At 68.8% G+C, this 23,857-nt stretch carries 21 protein-coding genes; 8 read left to right on the forward strand and 13 right to left on the reverse strand.

From position 1 onward, the window contains the following. The first annotated feature begins 5 nt into the window (after positions 1–5). The 3 genes from WEA29_03945 (at position 6) to WEA29_03955 (ending at position 2,952) form a co-directional block, all read left to right on the forward strand. The gene (locus WEA29_03945) at positions 6–380 is read left to right on the forward strand and encodes a hypothetical protein (GenBank protein MEX2322904.1); all 375 of its coding nucleotides are present in this window, start codon (positions 6–8) and stop codon (positions 378–380) included. Positions 381–448: 68 nt separating this feature from the next. Next, positions 449–1,501 carry a mechanosensitive ion channel family protein gene (locus WEA29_03950; GenBank protein ID MEX2322905.1) on the forward strand — a complete coding sequence of 351 codons (1,053 nt, stop codon included), beginning with the start codon at positions 449–451 and terminating at the stop codon, positions 1,499–1,501. Next, positions 1,498–2,952, forward strand: a complete 1,455-nt coding sequence (locus WEA29_03955) for an HAD-IG family 5'-nucleotidase (GenBank protein ID MEX2322906.1) — start codon at positions 1,498–1,500, stop codon at positions 2,950–2,952. The genes WEA29_03950 and WEA29_03955 overlap by 4 nt, the downstream gene beginning before the upstream one ends. Positions 2,953–2,955: 3 nt before the next feature. Here the strand turns inward: WEA29_03955 and WEA29_03960 are convergent, their stop codons facing one another. Together WEA29_03960 and WEA29_03965 are read right to left on the reverse strand one after the other, a co-directional pair. Then, positions 2,956–3,141, reverse strand: a complete 186-nt coding sequence (locus tag WEA29_03960; protein ID MEX2322907.1) for a hypothetical protein — start codon at positions 3,139–3,141, stop codon at positions 2,956–2,958. 214 nt (positions 3,142–3,355) lie between these two features. After that, entirely contained in the window at positions 3,356–4,669 is a 1,314-nt protein-coding gene (locus tag WEA29_03965) for an aspartate aminotransferase family protein (protein ID MEX2322908.1), read from the reverse strand. Between the two features lie 82 nt (positions 4,670–4,751). On the opposite strand from WEA29_03965, the gene WEA29_03970 reads away from it, so the two are divergent. Continuing rightward, entirely contained in the window at positions 4,752–6,182 is a 1,431-nt protein-coding gene (locus tag WEA29_03970) for an aldehyde dehydrogenase family protein (GenBank protein MEX2322909.1), read from the forward strand. 61 nt (positions 6,183–6,243) lie between these two features. Further along, positions 6,244–7,461 (forward strand): aminotransferase class III-fold pyridoxal phosphate-dependent enzyme, encoded by a 1,218-nt coding sequence (locus tag WEA29_03975; protein MEX2322910.1) that lies wholly within the window; start codon positions 6,244–6,246, stop codon positions 7,459–7,461. A gap of 91 nt (positions 7,462–7,552) precedes the next feature. On the opposite strand, the gene WEA29_03980 is transcribed toward WEA29_03975, so the two are convergent. From WEA29_03980 to WEA29_04015, 8 genes are all read right to left on the reverse strand, one after another. Then, positions 7,553–8,638, reverse strand: a complete 1,086-nt coding sequence (locus WEA29_03980; protein MEX2322911.1) for a spermidine/putrescine ABC transporter substrate-binding protein — start codon at positions 8,636–8,638, stop codon at positions 7,553–7,555. A gap of 23 nt (positions 8,639–8,661) precedes the next feature. Then, positions 8,662–9,495 carry an ABC transporter permease gene (locus WEA29_03985; GenBank protein ID MEX2322912.1) on the reverse strand — a complete coding sequence of 278 codons (834 nt, stop codon included), beginning with the start codon at positions 9,493–9,495 and terminating at the stop codon, positions 8,662–8,664. Then, positions 9,492–10,379, reverse strand: a complete 888-nt coding sequence (locus WEA29_03990) for an ABC transporter permease (GenBank protein ID MEX2322913.1) — start codon at positions 10,377–10,379, stop codon at positions 9,492–9,494. The genes WEA29_03985 and WEA29_03990 overlap by 4 nt, the downstream gene beginning before the upstream one ends. Next, positions 10,379–11,452 carry an ABC transporter ATP-binding protein gene (locus WEA29_03995; protein MEX2322914.1) on the reverse strand — a complete coding sequence of 358 codons (1,074 nt, stop codon included), beginning with the start codon at positions 11,450–11,452 and terminating at the stop codon, positions 10,379–10,381. Before WEA29_03995 ends, WEA29_03990 begins: the two co-directional genes overlap by 1 nt. Further along, positions 11,449–13,071 (reverse strand): amidohydrolase, encoded by a 1,623-nt coding sequence (locus WEA29_04000; GenBank protein ID MEX2322915.1) that lies wholly within the window; start codon positions 13,069–13,071, stop codon positions 11,449–11,451. Before WEA29_04000 ends, WEA29_03995 begins: the two co-directional genes overlap by 4 nt. A 69-nt stretch (positions 13,072–13,140) precedes the next feature. Beyond that, positions 13,141–13,362: a hypothetical protein gene (locus WEA29_04005; GenBank protein ID MEX2322916.1), complete on the reverse strand. Its 222-nt coding sequence runs from the start codon at positions 13,360–13,362 to the stop codon at positions 13,141–13,143. 108 nt (positions 13,363–13,470) lie between these two features. Next, on the reverse strand, positions 13,471–14,058 hold the full coding sequence (locus WEA29_04010) for a hypothetical protein (GenBank protein MEX2322917.1): 588 nt from the start codon (positions 14,056–14,058) through the stop codon (positions 13,471–13,473). 76 nt (positions 14,059–14,134) lie between these two features. Then, positions 14,135–15,313: an acetyl-CoA C-acyltransferase gene (locus tag WEA29_04015; GenBank protein MEX2322918.1), complete on the reverse strand. Its 1,179-nt coding sequence runs from the start codon at positions 15,311–15,313 to the stop codon at positions 14,135–14,137. Between the two features lie 94 nt (positions 15,314–15,407). Between WEA29_04015 and WEA29_04020 the strand changes: the two genes are divergently transcribed. The 3 genes from WEA29_04020 to WEA29_04030 are packed head-to-tail and all read left to right on the forward strand — an operon-like array spanning position 15,408 to position 18,893. Beyond that, entirely contained in the window at positions 15,408–16,625 is a 1,218-nt protein-coding gene (locus tag WEA29_04020) for a hypothetical protein (protein ID MEX2322919.1), read from the forward strand. A 26-nt stretch (positions 16,626–16,651) separates the two neighbouring features. After that, positions 16,652–17,485 (forward strand): PAC2 family protein, encoded by an 834-nt coding sequence (locus tag WEA29_04025; protein MEX2322920.1) that lies wholly within the window; start codon positions 16,652–16,654, stop codon positions 17,483–17,485. Between the two features lie 4 nt (positions 17,486–17,489). Beyond that, entirely contained in the window at positions 17,490–18,893 is a 1,404-nt protein-coding gene (locus WEA29_04030) for a CapA family protein (protein ID MEX2322921.1), read from the forward strand. A gap of 221 nt (positions 18,894–19,114) precedes the next feature. Here WEA29_04030 and WEA29_04035 read toward each other — a convergent pair whose 3' ends face one another. The 3 genes from WEA29_04035 to WEA29_04045 form a co-directional block, all read right to left on the reverse strand. Next, entirely contained in the window at positions 19,115–22,492 is a 3,378-nt protein-coding gene (locus tag WEA29_04035) for an error-prone DNA polymerase (GenBank protein ID MEX2322922.1), read from the reverse strand. 67 nt (positions 22,493–22,559) lie between these two features. Beyond that, positions 22,560–23,576, reverse strand: coding sequence for a hypothetical protein (locus WEA29_04040; protein ID MEX2322923.1), 1,017 nt, complete (start codon positions 23,574–23,576; stop codon positions 22,560–22,562). After that, positions 23,573–23,770 (reverse strand): hypothetical protein, encoded by a 198-nt coding sequence (locus WEA29_04045; GenBank protein ID MEX2322924.1) that lies wholly within the window; start codon positions 23,768–23,770, stop codon positions 23,573–23,575. Before WEA29_04045 ends, WEA29_04040 begins: the two co-directional genes overlap by 4 nt. Positions 23,771–23,857: the final 87 nt, after the last annotated feature.

Raw genomic sequence — 23,857 nt, forward strand, 5'->3', positions numbered from 1 at the left:
CACCGATGGTCGGTCACTCTGGGAGGCTGCTTGGCGTCGGACTTGCGGTCGTCCTGGCTTCGTGTGCGGGAACTCCCTCCGCCGACCTACCTGCCGACGTCTCGACGATCACGGCCATCGCCACCGCGATGCCGACAACCGTCAGCAACCACTTCGACAACCCCGCCGACGCGGCCACAGCGGCGGCTCGGGCCGAGAACCCCGATCTCGTCGATCCGCGCCTCACCCGGATGGTCGGTGTTTACGCCGACGCCACAACCGTCGACCTGCGGGTACAGATACAGGCTGAGGGTTTCTGCCACTGGTACGGGGTCAGCGGTCACGTCCAGGGCGGGGCGCTGCAGTGGAGCGCACAACCGGCCAGCCCCTGCACCGAGTAGCACCCACTCGCTACTCGCTACTCGCTACTCGCTAGCGTCTCGGGTGTTCGCTGAGGAGAGGTTCGAGCATGGGTCCGATGATCATCGCTGGCACGAACGGTGGCCTCGAGGGGGCGTGCGGCGCCGATCCAGGTCTGGTCTGCGATTGGGTGTTCCAACTCACGTCGAACCCTGCGGCGGCCCGATTCGCCGACTGGTTCGTCGCCAAGCCGCTCAAGATCGTCCTCATCCTCCTCGTTGCCTATGTGGTCAGCCGGCTGCTCAACCGGTCGATCAGGCGCCTGGTGACCCGCGTCGCCGAGCGACCGGATCCGCCGGCTCTCGACGCCGAAGCCGGCCCGGCCGACCGCGGGGGGCGGCTCGCCGCTCTCAGATCCCGGGCCCTGGCCACCACCGATGCCTTCACCCTCAGCGAACGCCGCCGCCAACGCGCCCAGGCCCTCGGGATGGTCCTCAGGAGCATCGCCTCGCTCGTGATCTTCGCCCTGGCGATCATGATCATCCTCGCCGAGTTCGGGATCAGCCTGGGCCCGCTCGTCGCCGGCGCGGGTGTGATCGGCATCGCCCTCGGTTTCGGCGCCCAGTCGCTGGTCCGGGACTTCCTGAGCGGCATCTTCATGCTCATCGAAGACCAGTACGGGGTGGGTGACGTCGTCGATCTCGGAGACGCCACCGGTGTCGTCGAGGAGGTCAGCCTCCGGACCACCCGACTGCGCGACGTCGAAGGCACCGTGTGGTTCGTGCCCAACGGCGAGATCCGCCGGGTCGGCAACAAGTCGCAGGGCTGGGCCCGGGCCGTCCTCGACGTCGAAGTCGCTTACGACACCAACCTGGACCACGCCTCGGAGGTCATCAAACGGGTGGCCGACGAGCTGTGGCAGGGTGACTTCGAGCGCTTCACCGTCCTCGAGGAACCCGAGGTGGTGGGCGTTCAGGCCCTGGGCGACTCGGCGATCGCCATCCGGGTCATGCTCAAGGTCGGGCCGAGTCAGCAGTTCGCCACCGCCCGCGAGATGCGGCGGCGGATCAAAGACGCCTTCGAAGCGGAGCACATCGACATCCCGTTCCCCCAGCAGGTCATCTGGAACCGGACCGACGGCGCCGGCGGCGAGAACGCGTGACCGACCGACCCGCTCCCACCGACCGCGAGCCGATGACGACGCGCCGGCCCCCTGCCCCGCGACGCATTCACGGCAATCGCACGCTCAACCTGCGCTCGATCCGGGCCATCGGCTACGACATGGACTACACCCTTATCCACTACCGGGTCGAAGAGTGGGAACGCAGCGCCTTCGAGCACACGAAGGAGCGCCTCAAGGCGACAGGCTGGCCGGTCGAGGACATCGTGTTCGACCCGGAGTCGGTGATCCGTGGACTCACCATCGACCTTGAGCTGGGCAACCTGGTCAAGCCCACTCGCTTCGGCTACGTGATCAGGGCGGCGCACGGCACCCAGTTTTTCGAGTTCGATCGTCTCCGCTCCGAGTACGAGGGGGTGACCGTCGACCTCGCCGAGGACCGCTGGGTATTCCTCAACACGCTGTTCTCGCTGTCGGAGGCGTCCTTGTACGCCCAGCTGGTCGACCGGTACGACGCCGGCGTCCTGCCGAAGATCAACGGATACGCCGACCTGTACAAACGGATTCGCTCGGCCCTCGACGCCGCCCACATGGAAGGGCAGCTCAAAGAGGAGATCCTCGCCGACCCCAACCGCTTCGTGGTCCCGGACCCGGACATCGTGCTCACCCTCCTCGACCAGAAGCACGCCGGAAAACGGCTGCTCCTCATCACCAACTCGGACTGGAACTACACCAGGCCGATCATGACCTACGCCTTCGACCCGCACCTTCCGAAGGGCACCACCTGGCGGGACCTGTTCGACGCGGTCGTCGTGTCGGCCGAGAAACCCAACTACTTCATGGAGCGTCGACCGATGTACCGCGTCGTCGATGAAGAGCGAGGACTTCTCGAGCCACACCGTGGCACGGTCGACCCGGGAACCGTCCTGGTGGGTGGTGACGCCATCCAGATGGAGACGTATCTCGGACTGCACGGTGCCGAGATCCTCTACGTCGGCGATCACCTGTACGCAGACGTGTCGGTGACCAAGGCGACCCTGCGGTGGCGCACCGCCCTGATCCTGCGCGAGCTGGAGAGCGAGATCGAAGCCGCCCAGGCGTTCCGTGCCCGCGAGGCCCGGCTGCAGGCACTGATGGGGACCAAGGGACGGCTGGAACGCGAGCTCGCCCACGCCCGACTCGACCTGCTGCGGGCCCGCGCCGGTCACGCCACGCCGGACGGCGATGCGGGCACCGCCGACGCCCGGGCCGAGGAGATCCGGGGACGGCTCTCCGCACTCGACGACGAGATCGCCCCGCTCGCCATCGCCGCCGGGGAGCTGCGCAACCCAGCCTGGGGGCCGCTGATGAGGTCGGGCAACGACAAGAGCTTGTTCGCCCGACAGGTGGAGCGCTACGCCGACGTCTACACCTCGCGGGTCTCCAACTTCCTCAGAGCCACGCCGTACGGGTTCCTGCGGGCGGCGCGGGTCAACCTCCCGCACGACGGCTGACGATCAGCCGCCGGAGGGCCGGGCCAGCACCACTGTCACCGCCACTTCGGGCAGGGTGTCTCCGGGTTCGACGTGCACTTCGACCCGGAAGTCCTCGAGGCCGACCTCGATGCCGGCCCGGCGCAGCGCCCCGGCACCTTCACCGGCGGCGAAAGCGACGCCTGCGATGAGTTCTCGAATGTCGTCCACGATCCCTCCCCTTGGCCGCGACGGCGTCGGCGGCTCAGACCACAGGGTGCTCGAATGGTGTCTCCGCGGCGTCCCAGCCCGGCGTGACCGGAATCCCCCGCTTGCGCTCATGATGGTGCCTGCGCCGGGCAAACCCCGGCCACAATCTGGTGAACCGGCAGCTCTCCAGCGATCCGTGACCGCCGGAGGTCCTCCGGCGGCGGCGGCGGGCGGTTCAGCCCTTCGCTTCGGTGAGGGCTTCCTCGAAGGCCTGGAGGGAGTCGGCGACGTCCTCGTCGCTGTGGGCGCTGCTGACGAACCACGGTTCCTTGGCGTCGTCGACGGGGAGCACCCCCCTGCGGATGAGGCCCATCACGACCTCGCCGTACAGCTCGTCGTCGTGACCCTCGAGGTCGCGAAACTCGCTGGGCGGCTCGTCACCGAAGAACAGCCCGAACATGGAGGGGTGGCCGATCGGCTGAACGGGGACACCGGCGTCGGCGGCGATCGATCCGATGCCGTCCATGAGATCGCGGCCTGCGGCCTCGACCCGCTTGAGCGGCTCGCCGGTCAGGATCTCGTCGAGCGTCGCCAGGGTCGCCGCCGCAGCGATGCCATTGCCGCTGTATGTGCCGGCCTGCATGATGCCGCCCTTCTCCCAGGCGCCGATGAAGTCGTCGGTGCCGGCGACGGCGGCCACCGGGAACCCGTTCCCCATGCACTTGGCGAAGGTCGCCAGGTCCGGTGTGACCCCGAACGCCTCGACGGCACCGCCGATGGCGATACGGAACCCGGTCTTGACCTCGTCGAAAATGAGCACCACGCCGTACTCGTCGCAGAGCTTTCGGATGCCCTCGAGGTAGCCCTCCTTGGGCAGGATCCCGAAGGCGTTGCCCAGGACCGGCTCGACGATCACCGCGGCGAGGCGATGTCCATCGGACCGGAACAGCCGCTCCAGATACTCCAGATCATTGAACGGGGCAACCCTCACCAGCGAGCGGATCGCCTCGGGGATACCCGACGACGCCTGGACCGGGATCGGACTGAGCCGCGAACCGAGCGCAGAGCGATCGGCGCCGGCGGTCGAGAAGGCGAGATAGTCGTGGGCGCCGTGATACGTCCCCTCGAACTTGAGGATCAGCTCACGCCCGGTGATTGCCCGGGCGAGGCGGATGGCGTGCATCGTCGCCTCGGTGCCGGTGTTGGTGAAGCGAAGCCGATCGACCCACGGCACCGCCTCTTTGAAGCGCTCTGCCGCCTGGATCTCGCGTGCACTGGTCATGGCGAACGTGGTGCCGGCTGCGGCAGCTTCGGCAACGGCGGCGGACACCGCCGGATGACCGTGGCCCAGGATCACCGGGCCGAACCCGAGGTGGTAGTCGATGTAGCGCTTCCCGTCCATGTCGTAGACGTGGGAGCCCTCGCCACGGTCGATCACCAGCGTGTCGTCGTCACCCCAGTAGCGGAACCAGCTGGACACACCGGCCACCAGTGAGCGCTTCCCCCGCTCGAACCAGGCCGCTGTCTCCTGACCCTGGATACCCATCATCGCCCTTTCGCTTCGGTGTGGATCGGCGGTCAGCGTACTCGGTCGGTATCGTGCCGGAAATGCCGTTTCTCGGAGGACCCCCATGCCTCAGGACCTGAAGCTGTACCTCGCCGGCGAGTGGACCGAAGGCACCGGAGACCGTCACCACGAGCTCCGCAGCCCGGTCACCGGCGAGCACATCGCCAACGTTCCGCTCGCCTCACAGGCCGACATCGACCGTGCGGTGGCCGCCGCCCGGACCGCTCAGGACGACTACCGCCACTGGTCGGCCTTCGAACGCGCCGACCTGTGTGCCCGCATCGCGGCCGCCATCGAGCCGATGGTCGAGGAGATCGCCCGCATCCAGACCCTCGAACAGGGCAAGCCGTATCACGCCGAGTCGCTGGAAGACATCAAGGAGGCCAACCAGTACTTCCTCAACGCCTCGGAAGACATCAAACGGCTCAGGGGTGAGGTGATCCCCACCACCGACCGCAACAAGCGCATGTTCACCGTCCGACGCCCCGTTGGCGTCTGGGCGGCCATCACGCCGTGGAACTTCCCGGTCACCATCCCGCTCGAGTACGTCGGGCCGGGCCTCGCCGCCGGCAACGCCGTCATCGTCAAGCCGCCGGAGTTCACCTCGTGGGGACTGCTCGAGCTGGCCAGGGCGTTCGACGAGGCCGGCGTGCCGAAGGGACTGGTCTCGATCATCCCCGGCGGACGGGAGATCGGCGAGTGGCTGGTGGCCCACGACGGCATCGACGCCATCGGCTTCACCGGGTCCTCCGAGACCGGCCGCAAGATCATCTCGCAGATGGGCATCAAGCGCTCGATCATGGAGATGTCGGGCAACGGGCCGATGATCGTGGCCGAAGACGCAGACGTCCAGGCAGCGGCCTCGGCTGCCGTCTACGGCGCCTATTACAACGCCGGCCAGGTGTGCTGCGCCACCGAGCGGGTGATCGTCCTCGACGCCGTCCACGAGGAGTTCGTCGGTCACGCCCTGGCGGCGGCCAAGGACGTGCGGCTCGGCGACCCGTTCGACGAGAGCACGACGATGGGACCGCTCAACAACGAGATGACGGCCTCCAAGATGGACCGACACCTCGCCGATGCCATCGAGCGCGGGGCGACGGTGCTGCTCGGTGGCGGGCGCGCCGCCGGCTTCCCCACCGACCTGTACTACGACTTCACCGTCGTCGACGGCGTCGGCGAAGACACCCTGCTGTCGCGCGAGGAGTCGTTCGGACCCGTTCTACCGATCCTGCGGGCCGCCGACGACGACGAGGCGGTGGCGATGGCCAACCGCACCCGGTTGGGCCTTCAGGCGGCGGTGTTCACCAAGAGCCTGAGCAAGGCGTTCTGGTACGCCGACCGGATCCGCAGCGGCACGGTCGTCATCAACGACTCGACGGACTTCTGGGAGACATTCCAGCCGTTCGGCGGCGCCGCCGGCACCGACACCGGCTGGGGCCGCGGCTCGATCGAAGAGTTCACCGACCTCCAGACCATCGTCCTGGACGTCTCGTGAGCCATGAGCTGGGAGGAGGTAACGCCTCGTGACCTCCTCCCACTGGCACCCCTTCTCATTCATGGCGGCGGTGGACCGGTCCGAGCTGGTCATCGATCGCGGCGAGGGCTCCGTCGTCTGGGACACCGCCGGCAACCGGTACCTCGACGGCACGGCCTCGCTCTGGTACTGCCAGGTGGGCCACGGCCGGACGGCGATCGTCGACGCCATGGCCGAACAGGCCCGACGCCTCGAGGCGTATCACACGTTCGGCGACTTCTCCAACGGGCCCGTCGGTGCCCTGGCGGATCGCCTCGCCGCCATCGCCCCGGTGCCCCGCAGCCGGGTGTTCTTCACCAGCGGCGGGTCCGACGCCGTCGACACGGCAGCGAAGATGGCCCGCCGTTACTTCCACCTGACGGGAGAGCCCGAACGCCGGGTGCTGATCACCCGCTCGTGGGCGTACCACGGCATGCACGGCTTCGGCACCAGCCTCGCCGGGATCCCGGGCAACGCCGACGGCTACGGACCACTCATGCCCGACATCGTCTCTGTCCCGTACGACTCGACGGAGGCGCTGGCCGATGCGGTCGTTGAAGTCGGTGCCAACCGTGTCGCCGGCTTCTATTGCGAGCCGGTGGTGGGCGCTGGCGGCGTCCGCCCGGCTCCGGAGGGGTATCTGAAGGACGCCCGGCGCATCGTCGACGAGGCCGGAGCACTCTTCATCGCCGACGAGGTGATCACCGGCTTCTGCCGAACCGGTGACTGGTTCGCCTCCAATCGGTTCTCGCTGGAACCCGACCTGATCACCTTCGCCAAAGGCGTCACCTCCGGGTACCTGCCGATGGGCGGCGTGATCGCCGCCCCGCGGGTGTGGGAGCCGTTCGCCGCCGAGGGAGCACCGATGTTCAAGCACGGCTACACCTACTCGGGGCATCCGACGGTCGCCGCAGCCGCCCTCGCCAACCTGGACATCCTGGAGGACGAGAACCTGGCGGGACGCGCCCTGACCCTCGAGTCGCGACTGGTGGAGGCCCTGGACACTCTCACCGACCATCCCCTGGTCGCCGGGCACCGCTCCGGCGTGGGGTTCCTCGGCGCCGTCGTCCTCGACCCCGAGCGGATCGCCGCCGATCCGGACTTCCCGGTGAAGGCGTACCTCGCCTGCAGGGAACGCGGCCTCATCTCCCGGGCGATCGGTGGCGACGCCCTTCAGGTGTCCCCGCCGCTGGTGCTCACCGATGCCGAGCTCGACGAACTGGTCACCACGATGCGAGCGGGGCTGGATTCTCTGCACTGATGCGCAGAGAATCCAGCTCCGCAGCCTGCAGCATGCAGTCCGTCTTGGCTGCCTGCTGCCTGCTGCCCGCTGAAGCCGGCGCAGCCGGCTTCTAGTTCCTCGCCTGGCTGAAGTAGTCGGTGAAGTTGATCTCGAAGTCGCCGGTGTCCACGATGAACTCCAGGCGCTCGAACGACTCTTCGCTCGGGTAGATCGACTCGTCCTCGAGGATCTCGGGATCGATGAACTCCTCCGCCGCCTCGTTCGGGCTGGCGTAGTAGTTCCAGTTGGTCAGGGCCGCACCGTTCTCCGCATCCAGGAGGAAGTTGATGAACGTGTGCGCCGTGCACGGATGCTCGGCATTCGTCGGAATGGACATGTTGTCCACCCACACGGTGCCGCCCTCTTCGGGCACGAAGTAGGTGTAACGGTCCCACCCGTCCACCTCGTCGATGGCGAAGAAGAACGTCCCCGAGAACCCGTGAGACACCGCCACTTCACCGGCGAGCAGGTCGTCGGTGTACTGCAGCGAGTCGAACTTGGTGATGTTGGCCGCAGCCACCAGGTCGGCGGCCTCCTGCAACTCATCGAGGCTCGTGCTGTTGAGCGAGTAGCCGAGGTACTTCAGCGCCGCACCCATCGTCTCGCGCGGGTCGTTGAGCATCGAGACGCCTGCCTGACCGGCGAGCTCCGGGTCGAACACCAGACCCCACGACGGCTCGAAGTCCTCACCGACGATGTCCATGTCTACGGCCAGACCGGTCGTGCCCCACTGATACGCCGCCGAGTAGCGGCCGCCCGGGTCGTACGCCGGATCGGCGAACGTGGGATCCAGGTTCGCCAGGTTGGGGATGGCGTCGCGCTGGAGTTCCACGATGAGGTCGTCTTCGATCATGATCGTGACCATGTAGTCGGACGGCACGATCACGTCGTACGCCTGACCCATCTGGATCTGGGCGAGCATCGTCTCGTTGGAGTCGTAGACGGTCTCGGTGACGGTGACGCCGTGCTGGTCGGCGAAGGCCGTCAGCAGGTCCGGATCGATGTATTCGCTCCAGTTGTAGAGGAGCAGGTCTCCGTCGGTCTGGTCGACCCCACAGGTGACATCACCGCCTCCGGCGTCGTCATCGCCACCGCAGGCGGCCGCCACGAGGGCGACGACGCCGATGATGGCGATGAGTCGCAGTTTGCTTGCCATGGGTTTGTATCCCTTCCTTGTGCTCAGGATCGTGAGCGGGCTCGCTGTACCACGAGCGACGCTCCGACGAGGACCATTGAGGCTACCAACATCAACACCGACACTGCGTTGATGAGCGGGCTCACCCCGCGCCGGACCAGGCCGAAGACGTACACCGGCAGCGTGGTCGAGCCGGGTCCGGTGACGAAGCTGGTGATCACCACGTCGTCGAGTGACAGGGTGAGGGCGAGCAGGGCGCCCCCGAGGACGCCGGGGAGGATCATGGGCAGCGTCACCTTGCGGAAGGTGGCCCAGCGACCGGCGTACAGGTCGGCGGCGGCCTCCTCGATCGACGGGTCCATCTGCCCGAGGCGGGCTCGGACGACGATGGCGACGAAGGAGATGTTGAAGGCGATGTGGCTGAGGGCGATCGTCCCCAGCCCGAAGGTGAACCGCACCCCGAAGAGCCCGTGGATCATCGCAAAACCCTGAGCGAAGAAGAGCAGCATCATCACGGCCATGGTGACGTCGGGGATGATCACCGGCATGTACAGCAGTCCGTCGTAACCGCGCTGCCCCCGATACCGGAACCGTTCCAGCGAGATGGCGGCGGCAGTACCGATCACCGTGGAAACCAGAGTCGCCATGAAGGCGACCACCAGGGAGTTGCGGATGGCGCCGGTCACGTTCGGGTTCTGGAACACCTCGCCGTACCACTTGAGGGTGCCTCCGGTCCATACCGACACGTTGCGCTCGTTGGCATTGAACGAGAAGGCGATGAGCACCAGGATCGGCAGGTAGAGGAAGGCGTACACCAGCCAGGCGTTCGCCGCCAGCAGGCGCTGCACCGGGCCGCGTCGACGCCTCCCGACGTTCACAGGTTCCTCCCCCCCACCCGGAAGTACACGACGGTGGCCAGGAGCATCACCGACATGATGGCGAAGGAGAGCGCCGACCCGAACGGCCAGTTGCGAGCGGCGAGGAACTGGTCGACGACGTACTGGCCGAGCAGGGTCGAGGTGGAGCCGCCGAGGATGGCCGGCGTCACGTAGGCGCCGATGGCAGGGATGAACACCAGGATCGACCCGGCCACCACGCCGGGCCGGCTCAGCGGCCAGGTGATCTTGCGGAAGGCGGTCCAACCAGATGCATAGAGGTCCCGCCCCGCCTCCACGAGGCTCCAGTCCATGCGTTCGATGGCAGCGTAGAGGGGCAGGATCATGAAGGGCAGGAAGCCGTACACCAGGCCGATGAGGACCGCGGACGGGGTGAACAGCAGCCGCGTCTCCCCCAGGCCGAGCAGTTGGGTGATCTGCGAGACGAGCCCGTCCGAGCCGAGCAGCACCCGCCAGGCGTAGGTGCGCACCAGGAAGTTGGACCAGAACGGGATCATGATGAGCACCAGGAGCACGTTGCGCATCGCCCGCGACCTGGTCGCCACGAAATAGGCGAACGGGTACCCGACGAGCAGGCACAGCACCGTGGTGATCACCGCCAGGGTCAACGACCGCCAGGCGATCTGGCGCACCAGGGGCTCGGCGAGCCGGGCGTAGGAGTCGAAGTTGAGGTCCTCGAGACGGGTTGCGCCCGTCGAGGTGCGGGTTCCCAGCGAGTACACGAAGACGATGCCGAGCGGGATGGCGAAGAAGATCGTCAGGTAGATCCACGCCGGGAGGCCGATCAGGAAGCCACGGCGCGACTCGGCCCGACGGGCACCGCTCTCCAGGCTGGCCCGCTCGACCGGCTCGGCCGTCTGCACCATCAGGCCTCCAGCACCTGGGTGGCCGCAACCGGCCACGACACCACGACGTCGGCACCCTCACCGTGCGTGGACACGCCCGGCAGGTTGGGATGACGCACCCGCAGGTGGACCCCGGAGTCGCAATCCACCTCGTAAGTGATGGCGTCGCCCTGATAGACGCGTCGACGCACCCGGCCCGGCAGCGCGTTGAACCCCGTCTCCGGCTCCTCTCCGGCCGTGTGCAGCCCGATCTTTTCCGGCCGAATGGCGACCGTCACGGTGCGCCCCGCACCCGCCGGGGCGCCGACCACCGCGATCGCCGTACCACCCTCGAGGATCACCCGCTCGCTCCCGTCACTGGTGGCGCCGAGGAAGTTGGTCTCCCCGATGAAGTCGGCGACGAACCGGGTCGACGGGTGCTCGTAGATCTCCTCGGGAGTGCCGACCTGGAGCAGCCGGCCGTCGTGCATCACTCCGATGCGGTCCGACATGGTGAGCGCTTCTTCCTGGTCGTGGGTCACGTAGATGAAGGTGATCCCGACGCGCTCCTGCAACTCCTTGAGTTCGAATTGCATCGCCTGGCGCAATTTGAGATCGAGGGCTCCCAACGGCTCGTCGAGGAGCAGCACCTTGGGCTCGTTGACCAGGGCTCGGGCGAGGGCCACCCGCTGCTGCTGCCCACCGGAGAGTTGATCCGGTCGCCGCCCCTCCATGCCGTCGAGCCTGACCAGTTCGATCGCCCTGGCCACCCGCTCGTCGACCTCCGACCGGGGAACCTTCTGCATCTCCAGCCCGAAGGCGATGTTGCGGGCCACGGTGCGATGGGGAAACAGGGCATACGACTGGAACACGGTGTTCACCGGTCGTTTGTTGGGCGGGCGCAGCCCCATGTCCTCACCGAAGATCTCCAGCGCCCCGGCGGTGGGAAACTCGAGGCCGGCGATCATCCTCAGGGTCGTGGTCTTGCCGCAACCCGACGGACCCAGCAACGAGAAGAACTCCCCGTCCTCGATGACCAGGTCGACGCGATCGACGGCGATCACGTCGCCGAACCGCTTCTCGACCCCGTCCAGTCGAACCGCTGGCGTGCTCACCCTGATGCCTCCCGTGCGTGGACGATTGCCCCCCCGATCATGGTCATGTCGACCACCGCCTCGCCCGCCGGACCGGCATCGGCCTCGAACGGGTTCCGGTCGAGCACCACCAGGTCGGCGGCGAAGCCTACGGCGATCGAGCCACTCGAGTCGTCCCGGTGGTTGACGAACGCGGAGCCGGCGGTGAACCCGAGCATGGCGTCGTCGAGCCCGATGCACTCCTCCGGGTAAAACGGCTCCGCCAAACGATCCTGAGGCTCGCGGCGGGTCACCGCCACTTCCATCTCGAGCATCGGGTTCGGGGTGGAGACCGACCAGTCGCTCCCCATGGCGAGCCGGGCACCGGCCCGAAGCAGGCTGCGGAACGGGTACTGCCATGCGGCGCGCTCGGAACCGAGGAATGGGATGGTGAGGTCGGTCTGATACCCGTCGGAGCACGCCCAGAAGGGCTGGGCGTTGGCGACCGCGCCGAGGGCGGCGAACCGTGGCAGGTCGTCGGGATGGATCACCTGGATGTGTGCGATGTGGTGCCGACGGTCACCGGCTCCATTGGCCAGGCGAGCAGCCTCGATGGCGTCGAGTGCGTGGCGCACGGCGCGGTCACCGATGGCGTGGAAGTGGACCTGGAACCCGTGCCCGTCGAGGGCGGTGACCGCGGCCACCAACTCGTCGGGCTCGACGAAGTCGATGCCACGGCGCTCGCTCGGGGTGCCGGACGCGTCCAGGTACGGCTCGAGCATCGCGGCGGTGAAGTTCTCCGCCACGCCGTCCAACATGATCTTGACGCTCGTCGCCCGGTACCCGGGCACGGCATCGCGGCGCCGCTCCACCAGCTCGTCGATCTGTTCCAGGCCCCGGTCGCGCTCCCACCACAGTGCGCCGACGACGTCGACGGGGAGGCGACCCTGGGAGGCCAGCTCGAGGTAGGCGGCGTGGATCGAGGGGTCCACCGCGGCGTCCTGCCATGCGGTGATCCCGAGCGGGAGCAGATAGGCCAGCGCCGCCTCCAGGCCGACCAGATAGTCGGCGACTCCCACCGGTGGCATCACCGGGCCGACGAGGTCCATGGCCCCCTCCTGGAGGGTGCCCTGGGGACTCCCGTCGGGGGCGCGTTCGATCCGCCCGTCGACGGGATCAGGGGTGGTTGCGGTGATGCCGGCGGCGGCGAGGGCGGCCGAGTTGACCCAGGCACCATGACCGTCCCGATTGCGTAGGTAGGCGGGTCGATCGGGCACCAGCCGATCGAGCTCTTCGATCGTGGGCGTTCCCCCCGGGTACCAGTCCATGGCCCATCCCCCGCCGAGCACCCACGGCACATCGGGGTTGCGCCGGGCGTGGTCGTCGATCACCGCCGCAGCCTCGGCGGCGTCACGGCAGTCGTAGAGGGCGCACCGGGTGAGTTCGAGACCCGCCGTGGCCGGATGGATGTGGGCGTCCTGGAAGCCGGGCGTGATCAGCCTGCCCCGCAGGTCGATCACCTCGGTGTCTGCGCCGACGCGATCCTCGAGCTGGCGATCGGCGCCGACGGCCGTAATGGTCCGCCCCGAGGTCGCCACCGCGGTCGCCCCGGGCACGCCGAAGACGGCACCGTTGACGAACAGATACCGGTCGCCGCCCACTCGTCCTCCGTCCGGTTGCGCGTGGCGACGGGCAGTCTGGCACCGAGCGGCTGACCCTGCTCGACCGGATCAGAAGTCGGCGATATCTCCGGAGATGGCGGCGATCAACGACACCGGGTCGACCGCATCACGCACGATCCGCTCCAGCAGATCGGAGACGGCAATCCCTTCCGACCCCGCCCTAGCCCGCAGCTGTCGGACCAGATCGGCGGAGAGCCTCGCCTCGATGCGCTCCTTGCGCTCGACCCAATCGGGGGGCGCCGGGTTTCCCCAGCCGGCCAGCTCGTACATGGGCTCACCTCGTGAAATCACATGGATGTGATTACCCGCAGACGATACCCATGGCCGCGCGCCGCGACAAGGATTTTCGGCACCACTACCCGATCAACCGCTACCCGGTCAACTGCGCGGCATGGTCATGGTGCCGTTGGCGAACTCAGTGCCGTCGCCCTGGACGATGCGGTAGACGACGTCGAACCCTTCGGCCGTCACCGTCCCCTCGACCAGCAGCGACATCCCACCGAGGGAGGTGATGCTCGCCGCCTCGAAGTCGAGCACTCCCGCCTCGTCGATGTCGATCGTCGCCTCCCCGAACAGCTCCGACTCGGTCGTGTAAGGAGGGGGCTCCGACAGGTCGAACTCCAGCACCACCGGGTCGGGACTCCCCACGCCGAAGACGTTGCCTCCGAGCATGAGCGTGACGGTCACCAGAGTCCCGTCCACGGCGACGACCCCCTCGGCGGCACCGGTCGAGTCGAACGTCAGGTTGTTCCACTCGCCCGCGTACTCGCCCTCCAGGGCCTCCGCCATCGCCACCCGGCCAGCGGCTTCGTCCATGGTCGTAGCGGGGGCCTCACCCTCCGTGGTGGTAGCACCCGCAACCGTCGTCGTAGGCGCGGCCCCGGTAGTGGTGGTTTCCTCCGCATCCGAGCCGCCGCACGCAGCGATCAGGCCCATACACGCGATCAACACAATGATCCGTCGCATCAGGTATGTCCTCTCTGGGATTGAGCCCCGAAGCTACTCCTGTCGAGTTCCGGGCAACAGGCAACAGGCAACCGCCTTAGGCCACCTCGAACAGCCCCGCCGCCCCCATGCCTCCGCCGACGCACATGGTGCTCACCACGTAGCGGGCGCCCCGCCGCTTGCCTTCGATGAGGGCGTGACCGACCAGCCGGCTCCCCGACATCCCGTACGGGTGACCGATGGAGATCGCCCCTCCGTCGACGTTGAGCAGTTCGTCGGGGATCCCCAGTCGATCCCGGCAGTAGACCACCTGGACGGCGAAGGCCTCGTTGAGCTCCCAGAGGCCTATGTCGTCGACGGTCAGGTCGAACCGCTCCAGCAGCCTGGGTACGGCGAACACCGGCCCGATGCCCATCTCGTCGGGAGCACACCCCGCCACCGCCACCCCGCGGTAGTACCCGAGCGGCTCCAGGCCCCGCTTGCCGGCAACGGCGGCGTCCATGACGACACACGCGGAGGCACCGTCGGACAGCTGGCTGGCGTTGCCGGCGGTGATGGTCCCGCCGAGCACCGGCGGCAGCCCGGCGAGCCCCTCGGCCGTGGTGTCGGGGCGGTTCCCCTCGTCGCGGTCGAGCGTCACCTCGACGCGTCGTTCCTCGCCGGTCGCCTTGTCCCGCTCCACCTTGGTGGTGGTGACGGCGACGATCTCGTCGTCGAACCGGCCCGCCTCCTGGCCGGCAGCGGTTCGTTGCTGGCTGGAGAGGGCGTATTCGTCCTGGATGTCGCGGCTCACCGAGTACCGCTCGGCCACTACTTCGGCGGTCTGGAGCATCGGCATGTACATGTTCGGCTCGATGTCGAGTAGAGCCGGATCCATCATCCGGTACTGGTTCATGTTCTCGTTCTGAACCAGGCTGATCGACTCGACGCCGCCGGCGATGACGATCGGCATCCCGTCGACCATGACCTGCTTGGCGGCGATGGCGATCGCCATCATCCCCGAGGAGCACTGCCGGTCCACGGTCATACCGGCTACCCGTTCGCTCAGCCCGGCGCGGAGTGCCGTCTGGCGGGCCACGTTGAGCCCGGTCGTCCCCTGCTGCATGGCGCATCCCAGGATGAGGTCGTCGGCCTCGTCGGGTTCCAATCCGGCGCGCGACACGGCTGCGGTGACGGCGTGGGCCGCCAACGAGGGACCCTCGAGGTCGTTGAACGCCCCGCGATACGCCTTGCCGATCGGCGTTCGTGCCGTCGAGACGATCACCGCTTCGCGCATTCCCGTGTCCTCCATGGTCGGCGAGCCACCACGGTACCCGAACCGCGCCGTGGTTCTCCCGCGCCGGCGCCCTACTCCGCTTAGAGTGGCACCCGTGAGGCGGACTCTCAGCGTCACGGCCGCCCTGGCCCTCTTCGCCGTGTCCTGTGACGTGGCGATAGAAACAACGACGACCACCGCCGACACCACCACGACCACCGCAGCACCGTCGGTAGGCCGTGTCCCGCTTGAACCGAACGGTCCGCCCATCGCCAGCCCCGGCGAACGCGGGGCCTACGTGGAGGCGATCCAGTTCTACCTGGTGTGCGTCGGACTGGCCCAACCCGACCCGGAGCGTCCCGAGGTCTCGATCGACGGCTCGTTCGGCCCGATCACCGCCTTCGCCGCCGCCTACTACCAGGCCCAGTTGCAGCGGGTCCCCTCGGGAGCCCCGGACGACGAGACCTTCGCTTCGATGGCACGGGAGTGCTCCGACGACCGCACCCTCGCCTTCCCGGTCGGGGAGTCGTCGGTGGAGATCGCCGGGAACGCGGCACCCGGAGACGACGAGACCTACGCTTTCGCCGGCCTCAACGGACAGGTGCTGCGCCTGACCGCCGTGGACGGCACCGTGTCGATCGTGGTGCTCGACGGCGAAGGCGAGCAGGTGGGCTCGGGTACCGGGACCGTCGACGCCGAACTCCCTGCTACGGGCGCTTACGCCATCCACATCTCCGCCGACACCGCCACCACCTACCGGCTGATCGCTGAGGTCCGGTCGCCGAACCTCCTCGTCACAGAGTTCGGGCAGATGGCGCTCCAGGCCGACGGCACCGCTCTGGAACTGGCCTCATTCGGGAGCGAGGCCGAGAACGCCATCGCCGTGATGGGCCTGATCCTGGGCGTTCCGTTCGAGGACTCCGACTGGCGCGACGACGTGGCCGCCTGCCCTGGCACCCACCGCGTCGTCACCTGGCTCATCCAGGCCGGGTTGGGGACCGATCAGCACCCCGCCGTGTTCACCGCCTACTTCGCCGAGGTGAGCGGCCTGCCGTCGTTCCTCGAGTACGCCTACTTCACACTCGACATGCAGGCGCTCGATCCGCTCGCTCAGGACCTCGGCACCGCCGGGGGCGCCAGCATCGGAACCACCCTCGAGCAGTTCCTCGGGTTGGAGGATTACGAGGACGTCACCCTCGGCTCCGGCGGCACGGCGACGGTGGACGATGGGGTCCTGATCACCTTCACCGTCTCCGGCGGTGACACGCCCGATCCACAGCTCACACGGGTTCGCAGGATCGAGGCCGGCGCCGGCGGCTGCGACTCGCTCTGACCGCTCCCGATAGCCTGGGGCGGGTGATGTACGAGGGCCGTCTCGACGAACCGCTGCGCGCTCCCGCCCTGCTGGTCGCCTTCGACGGCTGGGTGAGTGCCGGTGCCGCCGGTACCACCACACTCGACCACATCGCCGGCGACGCCGAACCGGCGATCCTGTTCGACTCCGATCGGCTGTACGACTACCGGGTCAACCGCCCCATCCTCGACTTCGTCGACGGGATCATGCGGCATCTCGTCTGGCCCGGAGCGGCAATTCGGATCGTCCGCACCGACGAGCGCGACCTCCTGCTGCTGTCGGGCGCCGAGCCGAACTGGGGATGGAAGGCGTTCTCTGAAGCCGTCGCCGAGATCGCCGTCGAGGCGGGTGTGGTTCAGCACGTGAGCCTGGGGGGTATCCCGTGGGCGGCCCCTCACACCCGCCCCACCGTCGTGGTCACCACCGCCTCTCGTCCCGACCTGGTCTCGCATGGCCCCAATTTCCCCGAGGGGCTGCTCCGGGTGCCGGCCTCGGCGGTGTCGGTGGTGGAGCGAGCCGTGTCCGAGCGCGGCATTCCGACGGTGGCCTTCTGGGCGCGGGTCCCCCACTACGTCGCCGGCATCTACTACCCGGCCGTGGTCGACCTGGTCGAACGCGTGACTCGCCACCTCGGCGTCGGCGTGGCCCTGGGGCCTCTGGTCGACGCTGCCGCCGAGCAGCGACGACAGCTGGATACCGCGGTGAGTGAGCAGCCGACCGTGGCGACGATGATCGAACAGCTGGAGGAGATGTTCGACGCCTCGGACTCGGCGCCGTCCGGTGAGGAGCTGGCCGCAGAGATCGAGCGTTACCTGCGGGAACGCTCCGGGGACGACTGACGCGGTGACCGGCGCCCGCCGCGCCGTCACCATCGTGCTGGCGGCGATGCTCCTGCCGCCATCCCCCGCCGGCGCGGGCGGGGACGAACCCCGTTCGTTCACCATCGTCGCTTCCGGCGACGTCCTGGTAAGCCGACGGCTCGAGGAGCGCGCCCGCCTCCCCCACGGCGGTCACGACTTCACTCCGATGTTCTCGTCCATCGAACCGTGGATCTCTGGTGCCGACCTCGCCATCTGTCACTTCGAGGGGACTATCGCCCGCCACCGCGGAGAGGTGCAGCACTACCCCCACGTCCTCTCGCCCCCCGAGATCGTCACCGCCATCGCCGGCGCCGGCTACGACACCTGCTCGGTGGCCGGCAACCACACCCTCGACCGCGGGTGGGAGGGGGTCACCACCACCCTCGATGCCTTCGCCGCCGCCGGGCTGGGTCACGCCGGCGTCGGTCGGACCTTCACGGAGCGCCTGCCCGACCTCCACGATGTCGGGCCAGCGGTCGTGGGCCACCTCGCCTACACCTACGGCGTCAACGTCACCGCGCCGGACCGCCCGGGTCATGCAGTCAATGTGATCGACCCCAACGCGATCCTCGCCGACGCCGCCGCGGCGCGCTCCCGCGGTGCCGACTTCGTGGTGGTGTCGCTGCATTGGGGCGACGAGTACACGACCGGCCCGAGCGAGGCGCAGCGGAGCCTCGCCCGAACGCTGCTCGCCTCCGACGACGTCGACCTGATCCTCGGCCATCACGCCCATGCGGTGCAGCCGATCGAAGTGGTGCACGGCAAGTTCGTCGTTTACGGGATGGGCAACCACCTGTCCAGCCTCAACTCGTTCGTCGATCCGCCGTTCGTCGGTGCCCAGCACGGGCTCCTGGTGCAAGTGGTGGTCACCGAACAGCCGTCAGGAGGCTTCGCCGCCGGGCGGATCGACGTCGTCCCCACCTGGGTGCGAGACGGCGACTTCCGTATCCTTGCGGTGCAGCAGGCACTCGCTCTCGACCTGGCCCCCGAATACTTGCTCGCCGCGTCGCTCGCCGACACGGTGCGCCGCGTCTGGGCCCTCGACCCGGAGGGTGTGACGCTGGCCCCGGCCCCATGGCCGGCCGTCTCCTGCGCCGGACGGTGGGCCACGATCGTCGGCACCGACGGCAACGACCTCCTCGTCGGCACGCCCGGCTCCGACGTGATCGCCGGACGGGGAGGGGACGACACGATCGACGGGAACGGTGGCGACGACGTGATCTGCGGTGGTGCTGGCGACGACCTCCTCCGTGCCGGGCGGGGACGATCCCGCCTCTTCGGTGGCGACGGCGACGACACGCTCATCGCCGGCTCGTTTCGCGACCACCTCGTCGGCGGCGACGGCGCCGACCTCTGCCTGGGTCCGGCGGCGCTCACCGAGTGCTGATCGCGCCCACCGCGACCTCACCGCGGCCACCAGGGCGAGTCGCCGGGTCTCTTGCCTTCCTCCCTATTCGGCATCACCACCTACCCTCGGCCCACGATGACTGTCGGCGCCGACGGCGGCCCCACCAGCCTCCAGAACCTCCGGATGCTGTGCCGGCGCCACCACCGAGAAGCTCACCAAGGGCGGACTACCCCCAGCGGGAGTGAGATGGGGCTGTCCCCTCACCGCCACGAATCTGCCCAGTTTCTCGTCTTCACGCCTTCGACCGGCCATGCCGAGAACCGCTTGGCGAGCAGGTTGGTGACCCCGTCGCGGTGTTCCAGGGTCCCGTCGATCACCAGTCCCACCTGACGGCGGGCCACCTCTCGTTGTGCCTGCCACACGTCGGGCATCACCACGACGTTGAGCAGGCCGGTCTCGTCCTCCAGGTTGATGAAGATCACCCCGCGGGCGGTGCTGGGACGCTGGCGGTGGGTGACCACCCCGCCGACCCGCACCCGGGTTCCGGTACGCAAGCCGCTGATCGCCTCGGCGACGGGGATGCAGCCCTCGGCGGTGAGTCGTTCCCGGATGAACTCGACCGGGTGGCGCACCGACACGCCGGTCGCCCACAGGTCGGCACGTGCCTGCTCGTCCTCTCGCATCCCGGGCAGCGTCGGCGCCTCCGCTCCCTCGACCAGCGGCAGCGTGCCGGGACCGATCCCGGCGAGGGCACCGGCCGCCCACAGACCCTCGCGCCGCGACACCCCCACCGACTCCAGCGCCCCCGCCGCCGCCAGCCCCTCCAGCGCGGCCAGCGGCAGCCCGGTGCGCTGCGCCAGGTCCACCGGTGACACGAACCGCCCGGCGGCCAGCCGGGCTGCCTCGATGCGGGTGATCTCCACCTCCCCCAACCCCCGCACGTATCGCAGGCCCATCCGCACCGCCACCGCCTCGCGGTCCGGGTCGTCGACGGCACCTCTCCCCCGCCGCCACTGCATCCCCAGGTACACCACCTCGTCGGGATCCATCTCGTGAGGCACCACCGTGCAGTCGTGGTCGGACTCGTTGACGTCCGGGCCCAGCACCACCACCCCGTGGCGGGTGGCGTCCTGCACCAATGTGTTCGGGCTGTAGAAGCCCATCGGCTGGGCGTTGAGCAACCCGGCAAGTGACTCGGCCGGCCAGTGGTACTTGAGCCACGCCGACATGTACACGATGTAGGCGAACGACACCGAGTGGCTCTCCGGAAACCCGAAGGAGGCGAACCCCTGGAGCTTCTCCCACAGCTCGTCGGCGGCCGCACCGGTGATCCCCTGCGATGCCATCCCCGCCAGCGTCTCGTCGCGCAGCTTGTCCATCTCCTCACCCGCCCGCTTGTGGGTCATCGCCTGGCGCAGCCGGTCCGACTGCCCGGGCGTGTACCCGGCGCACACCCGGGCGATCTCCATCAGCTGCTCCTGGAACACCGGCACCCCGAGCGTCTTGCGCAGGATCGGCTCGGTGAGCGGATGCGGGTAGCGCACCGGCTCCTCCCCGTTGCGTCGACGCAGGAACGGATGCACCGAGTGCCCCTGGATGGGACCGGGGCGGATGAGGGCCACCTCGATCGCCAGGTCGTAGAACGTCTTCGGCTTCATCCGGGGCAGCGTCGCCATCTGCGCCCGCGACTCCACCTGGAACACCCCCACGGTGTCGGCCCGGGTGAGCATCTCGTAGATCGCCGGCTCCTGCGGGATGGTCATCAGGTCGGGACGCACCCCGTGGCCCTCCTCGATGTAGTCGACGGTCAGGTGCAGGGCGTTGAGCATCCCCAGCGCCAGCAGGTCGAACTTGACGATGCCCATCGAGGCGCAGTCGTCCTTGTCCCACTGGAGCACCGAGCGGTCCTCCAGCCGCCCCCACTCGAGCGGGACCGTCTCCCACAGCGGCCGCTCGGCGATCACCATGCCCCCCGAGTGGATCCCCAGGTGGCGGGGGAACCCGTCGAGGCGGCGGCACACGTCGAGGATGAAGTCGGTGATCCGTCCCTCGGGCAGGTCCAGGTGCTCCTCGATCTTGTGGGGGCTGCGGGTGTCGAGGAACTTGGTCATCCCGTTGACCTGCGCCTGGGTGAGCCCGAACGCCTTGCCCACGTCCTGGAGCACCGAGCGGGCCCGGTAGGTGATCACGTTGGCCACCATGGCGGCCCGCTCCCGCCCGTACTTGTCGTAGCAGTACTGGATCACCTCCTCCCGACGGTCGGCCTCGAAGTCGACGTCGATGTCGGGGGGCCGTCCCCGCTCCGCCGACAGGAACCGCTCGAACGGCAAGCCCAGGCGGATCGGGTCGACCCGGGTGATCTCCAGGCACCGGCACACCGCCGAGTCGGCGCCCGAGCCGCGGATCTGACACAGGATGTCGCACGACTCGGCGAAGCGCACGATGTCCCACACCACCAGGAAGTACCCGGCGAAGCCGAGTGAGTCGATGATCCCCAACTCGTGCTCGATGCGGGCCATTGCCACCGGGTCGATGCCCTCGGGGCCGTCGCCGGGGTAGGCGCGGCGGGCACCCTCCAGGGTGAGATGCCGCAGGTAGGCCATCTCGTCGTCGAATCCGGAGGGCATGTCGAAGTCGGGAAGCCGCGGCGCCACCAACCGCAGGTCGAAGGCAAGGTACGACCCCAGGTCGGCAGCGGTATCCACCGCGCCCGGGTACCGGGCCATCCGCGCCGCCATCTCCGCTGGAGACTTCAGGTATCGCTCGTCGGTGGCCGGCCAGTGACCGTGTCCCCGGTCGAGGTCGCGACGCCCACCGACGGCGGCGAGCACCTCGGCGAGGTCGGCTTGGGAGCGGTCGTGATAGTGGACGTTGTTGGTGGCGACCACCGGCAGCGACAGTCGCGCCGCCACCTCGGCGAGCAGGTCGTTGCGGGCGTCGTCGCCGGGCATGCGGTGGTGCCACAGCTCCACGAAGAGCCGATCGGGGAACAGGTCGCGCAGCCGGGCGGCGGCGGCGAGCGCTCCCTCCAGGTCGCCGCGTGCCGCCGCCGCCGGGACCGCCCCGTGGTGGCAGCCGGTGAGGGCGATCAGCTCCCCCACCTGCGCCGCCGCGGCCAGGTCGTCGTAGTCGTAGACCGGCCGGTCCTTCTCCCCCCGGAACTGCGCCTGCGACACCAGCCGCGAGATGGCCACATACCCCGCCGGGTCGGGCGCCAACAGCACCAGATGATCGGTCGGCGGCACCACCAGCGGCTTGGTCCCATGGGCGCGCACGGTCCGGCCACGACGCGCCCCATGTCTCTCTCCCCCCGTAGGGGGGAGTACCGCCGAAGGCGGGGAGGGGGGAGGGTGATCGCGCTCGAGGCCTCTGGAAAGTCTCTGGCTGTTAGCTGTTAGCTGTCTGCTGTTAGCTGCCTGCCGCCTCGGCAGGCCCACCTCCACCCCGTACACCGTCGGCAGCCCGGCGTCGGCGGCGGCGAGGCGGAACCGGGCGGCACCGTAGAAGCCGTCGTGGTCGGTGACCGCCAGCGCCTCGTACCCGAGATCGGCGGCCCGCTGCGCCAGGTCCTGAGGATGCGACGCCCCGTCGAGGAACGAGAAGTTGGTGTGACAGTGCAGCTCGGCGTAGCGGACCATCGCAGCAGCCTACCCGAACATATGTTCGACGCTCTGGGCTGGAGACTGAGGTTGCCTGCCTGAGCGACTACTCGACCGCGGGATCCTCATCGCGGTGTGAGTCCAGCGCCAGCAACGCCCAGGCTCGGCCTGCGTCGGGGTCCTCGACGGCGATCGACGCCGACCAGCCCGGGCGGGCGTCGGCGGGTTCCCAGGCGACCCAGCGCAGGCGGGAGATCGCCTGACCCAGGTCATCCGGGTCGACCGGCCATTCCGTGCCGGTCAGCACCGAGGCCGTCCACCAGGCGGCGAAGCGACCCATGGGACTCCCCCGGCGCCGGGCATAGGCCCCGCCGCTGGCACCGGCCCAGGCCATGCGGGCCACCGCCAGCGCGGGACTGATCTCGACGGCCAGCACCGGGCCGGAGAACACGGCACCGATGGCGTGCTCTACCGAGCCGTCGACACCCACGGCCGTCACGGTGCCGTTCGACTGATCACCCCACGGTGCCGCCAGGGCCAGCAGTGCCTCGGCACCATCGTCGACGCCACCGTCGGCGCCCGCCGCCACTTCCCACTCCCCTAGCCGCGGCATCTCGGGCGCCGGGAAGCCCGCTTCCGACCCCTTGTACTCGGCGACCTCGTACCGCGGTTCCCAGGGCTCGGGCATGAAGGGCAGGTCCAGCAGCTCGTAGTCCAGATCCGGATCATCGGTCGGATCGTCGCCACGCAGTGCCCGCTCGTAGGCGACGAGCGTGCGGGCGGGTCCGATCGGAACGTGGTCGGCGAGGTCCGCCCAGGGGTGCGTGCTGGCGGCGACCTCCCAGAGGGGGCCGAGTGCGAACCGACCGGCGTCGTCCACGACGACCGGTCCGGCATACGACGCCGGCGCCTCCAGGGCGAGGCGATACTCGGCGTACTCGGCGGCGGGCCACATCTGGAGACCGCGCTCGATCACCGCCCGACACCGGTCCCTGGTGGCGACGACCGAGTCCCAATCCCGTGAGGCACACAGCCCGTCGACCAGCCGCACCACCTCGTCGAGGTCGCCGCCGTCGATGGCGTCGGTGAGGGAAGGATCCACGGCTACCGGCCGCCAGCTCATCGGCGGATGTCAGCGACGTGCCAGGCGAGTCCTGCGAGCAAGAAGAGCGCGAGGCCGATCCCCGCCCACACGATGGAACCAAAGGTCACCGCAGCGAAAACCGACCCCGCGCCGAGCAGCGCGCTGACAAACCCACCGATCGGCGCGAACCCGACCAACCCTTTAGGAACCCACCGCGCGATCCGCTCGATCATCCCCCGAGGCTATCGCAACGGGAGGCGGACGACCGGTAGCCGGTAGCCGGTAGCCGGTAGCCGGTAGCCGGTAGCCGGTAGCCGGTA

The sequence above is a fragment of the Acidimicrobiia bacterium genome, from assembly GCA_040902765.1.
Classification (GTDB): Bacteria; Actinomycetota; Acidimicrobiia; order Spongiisociales; family UBA11373; genus DATKBG01.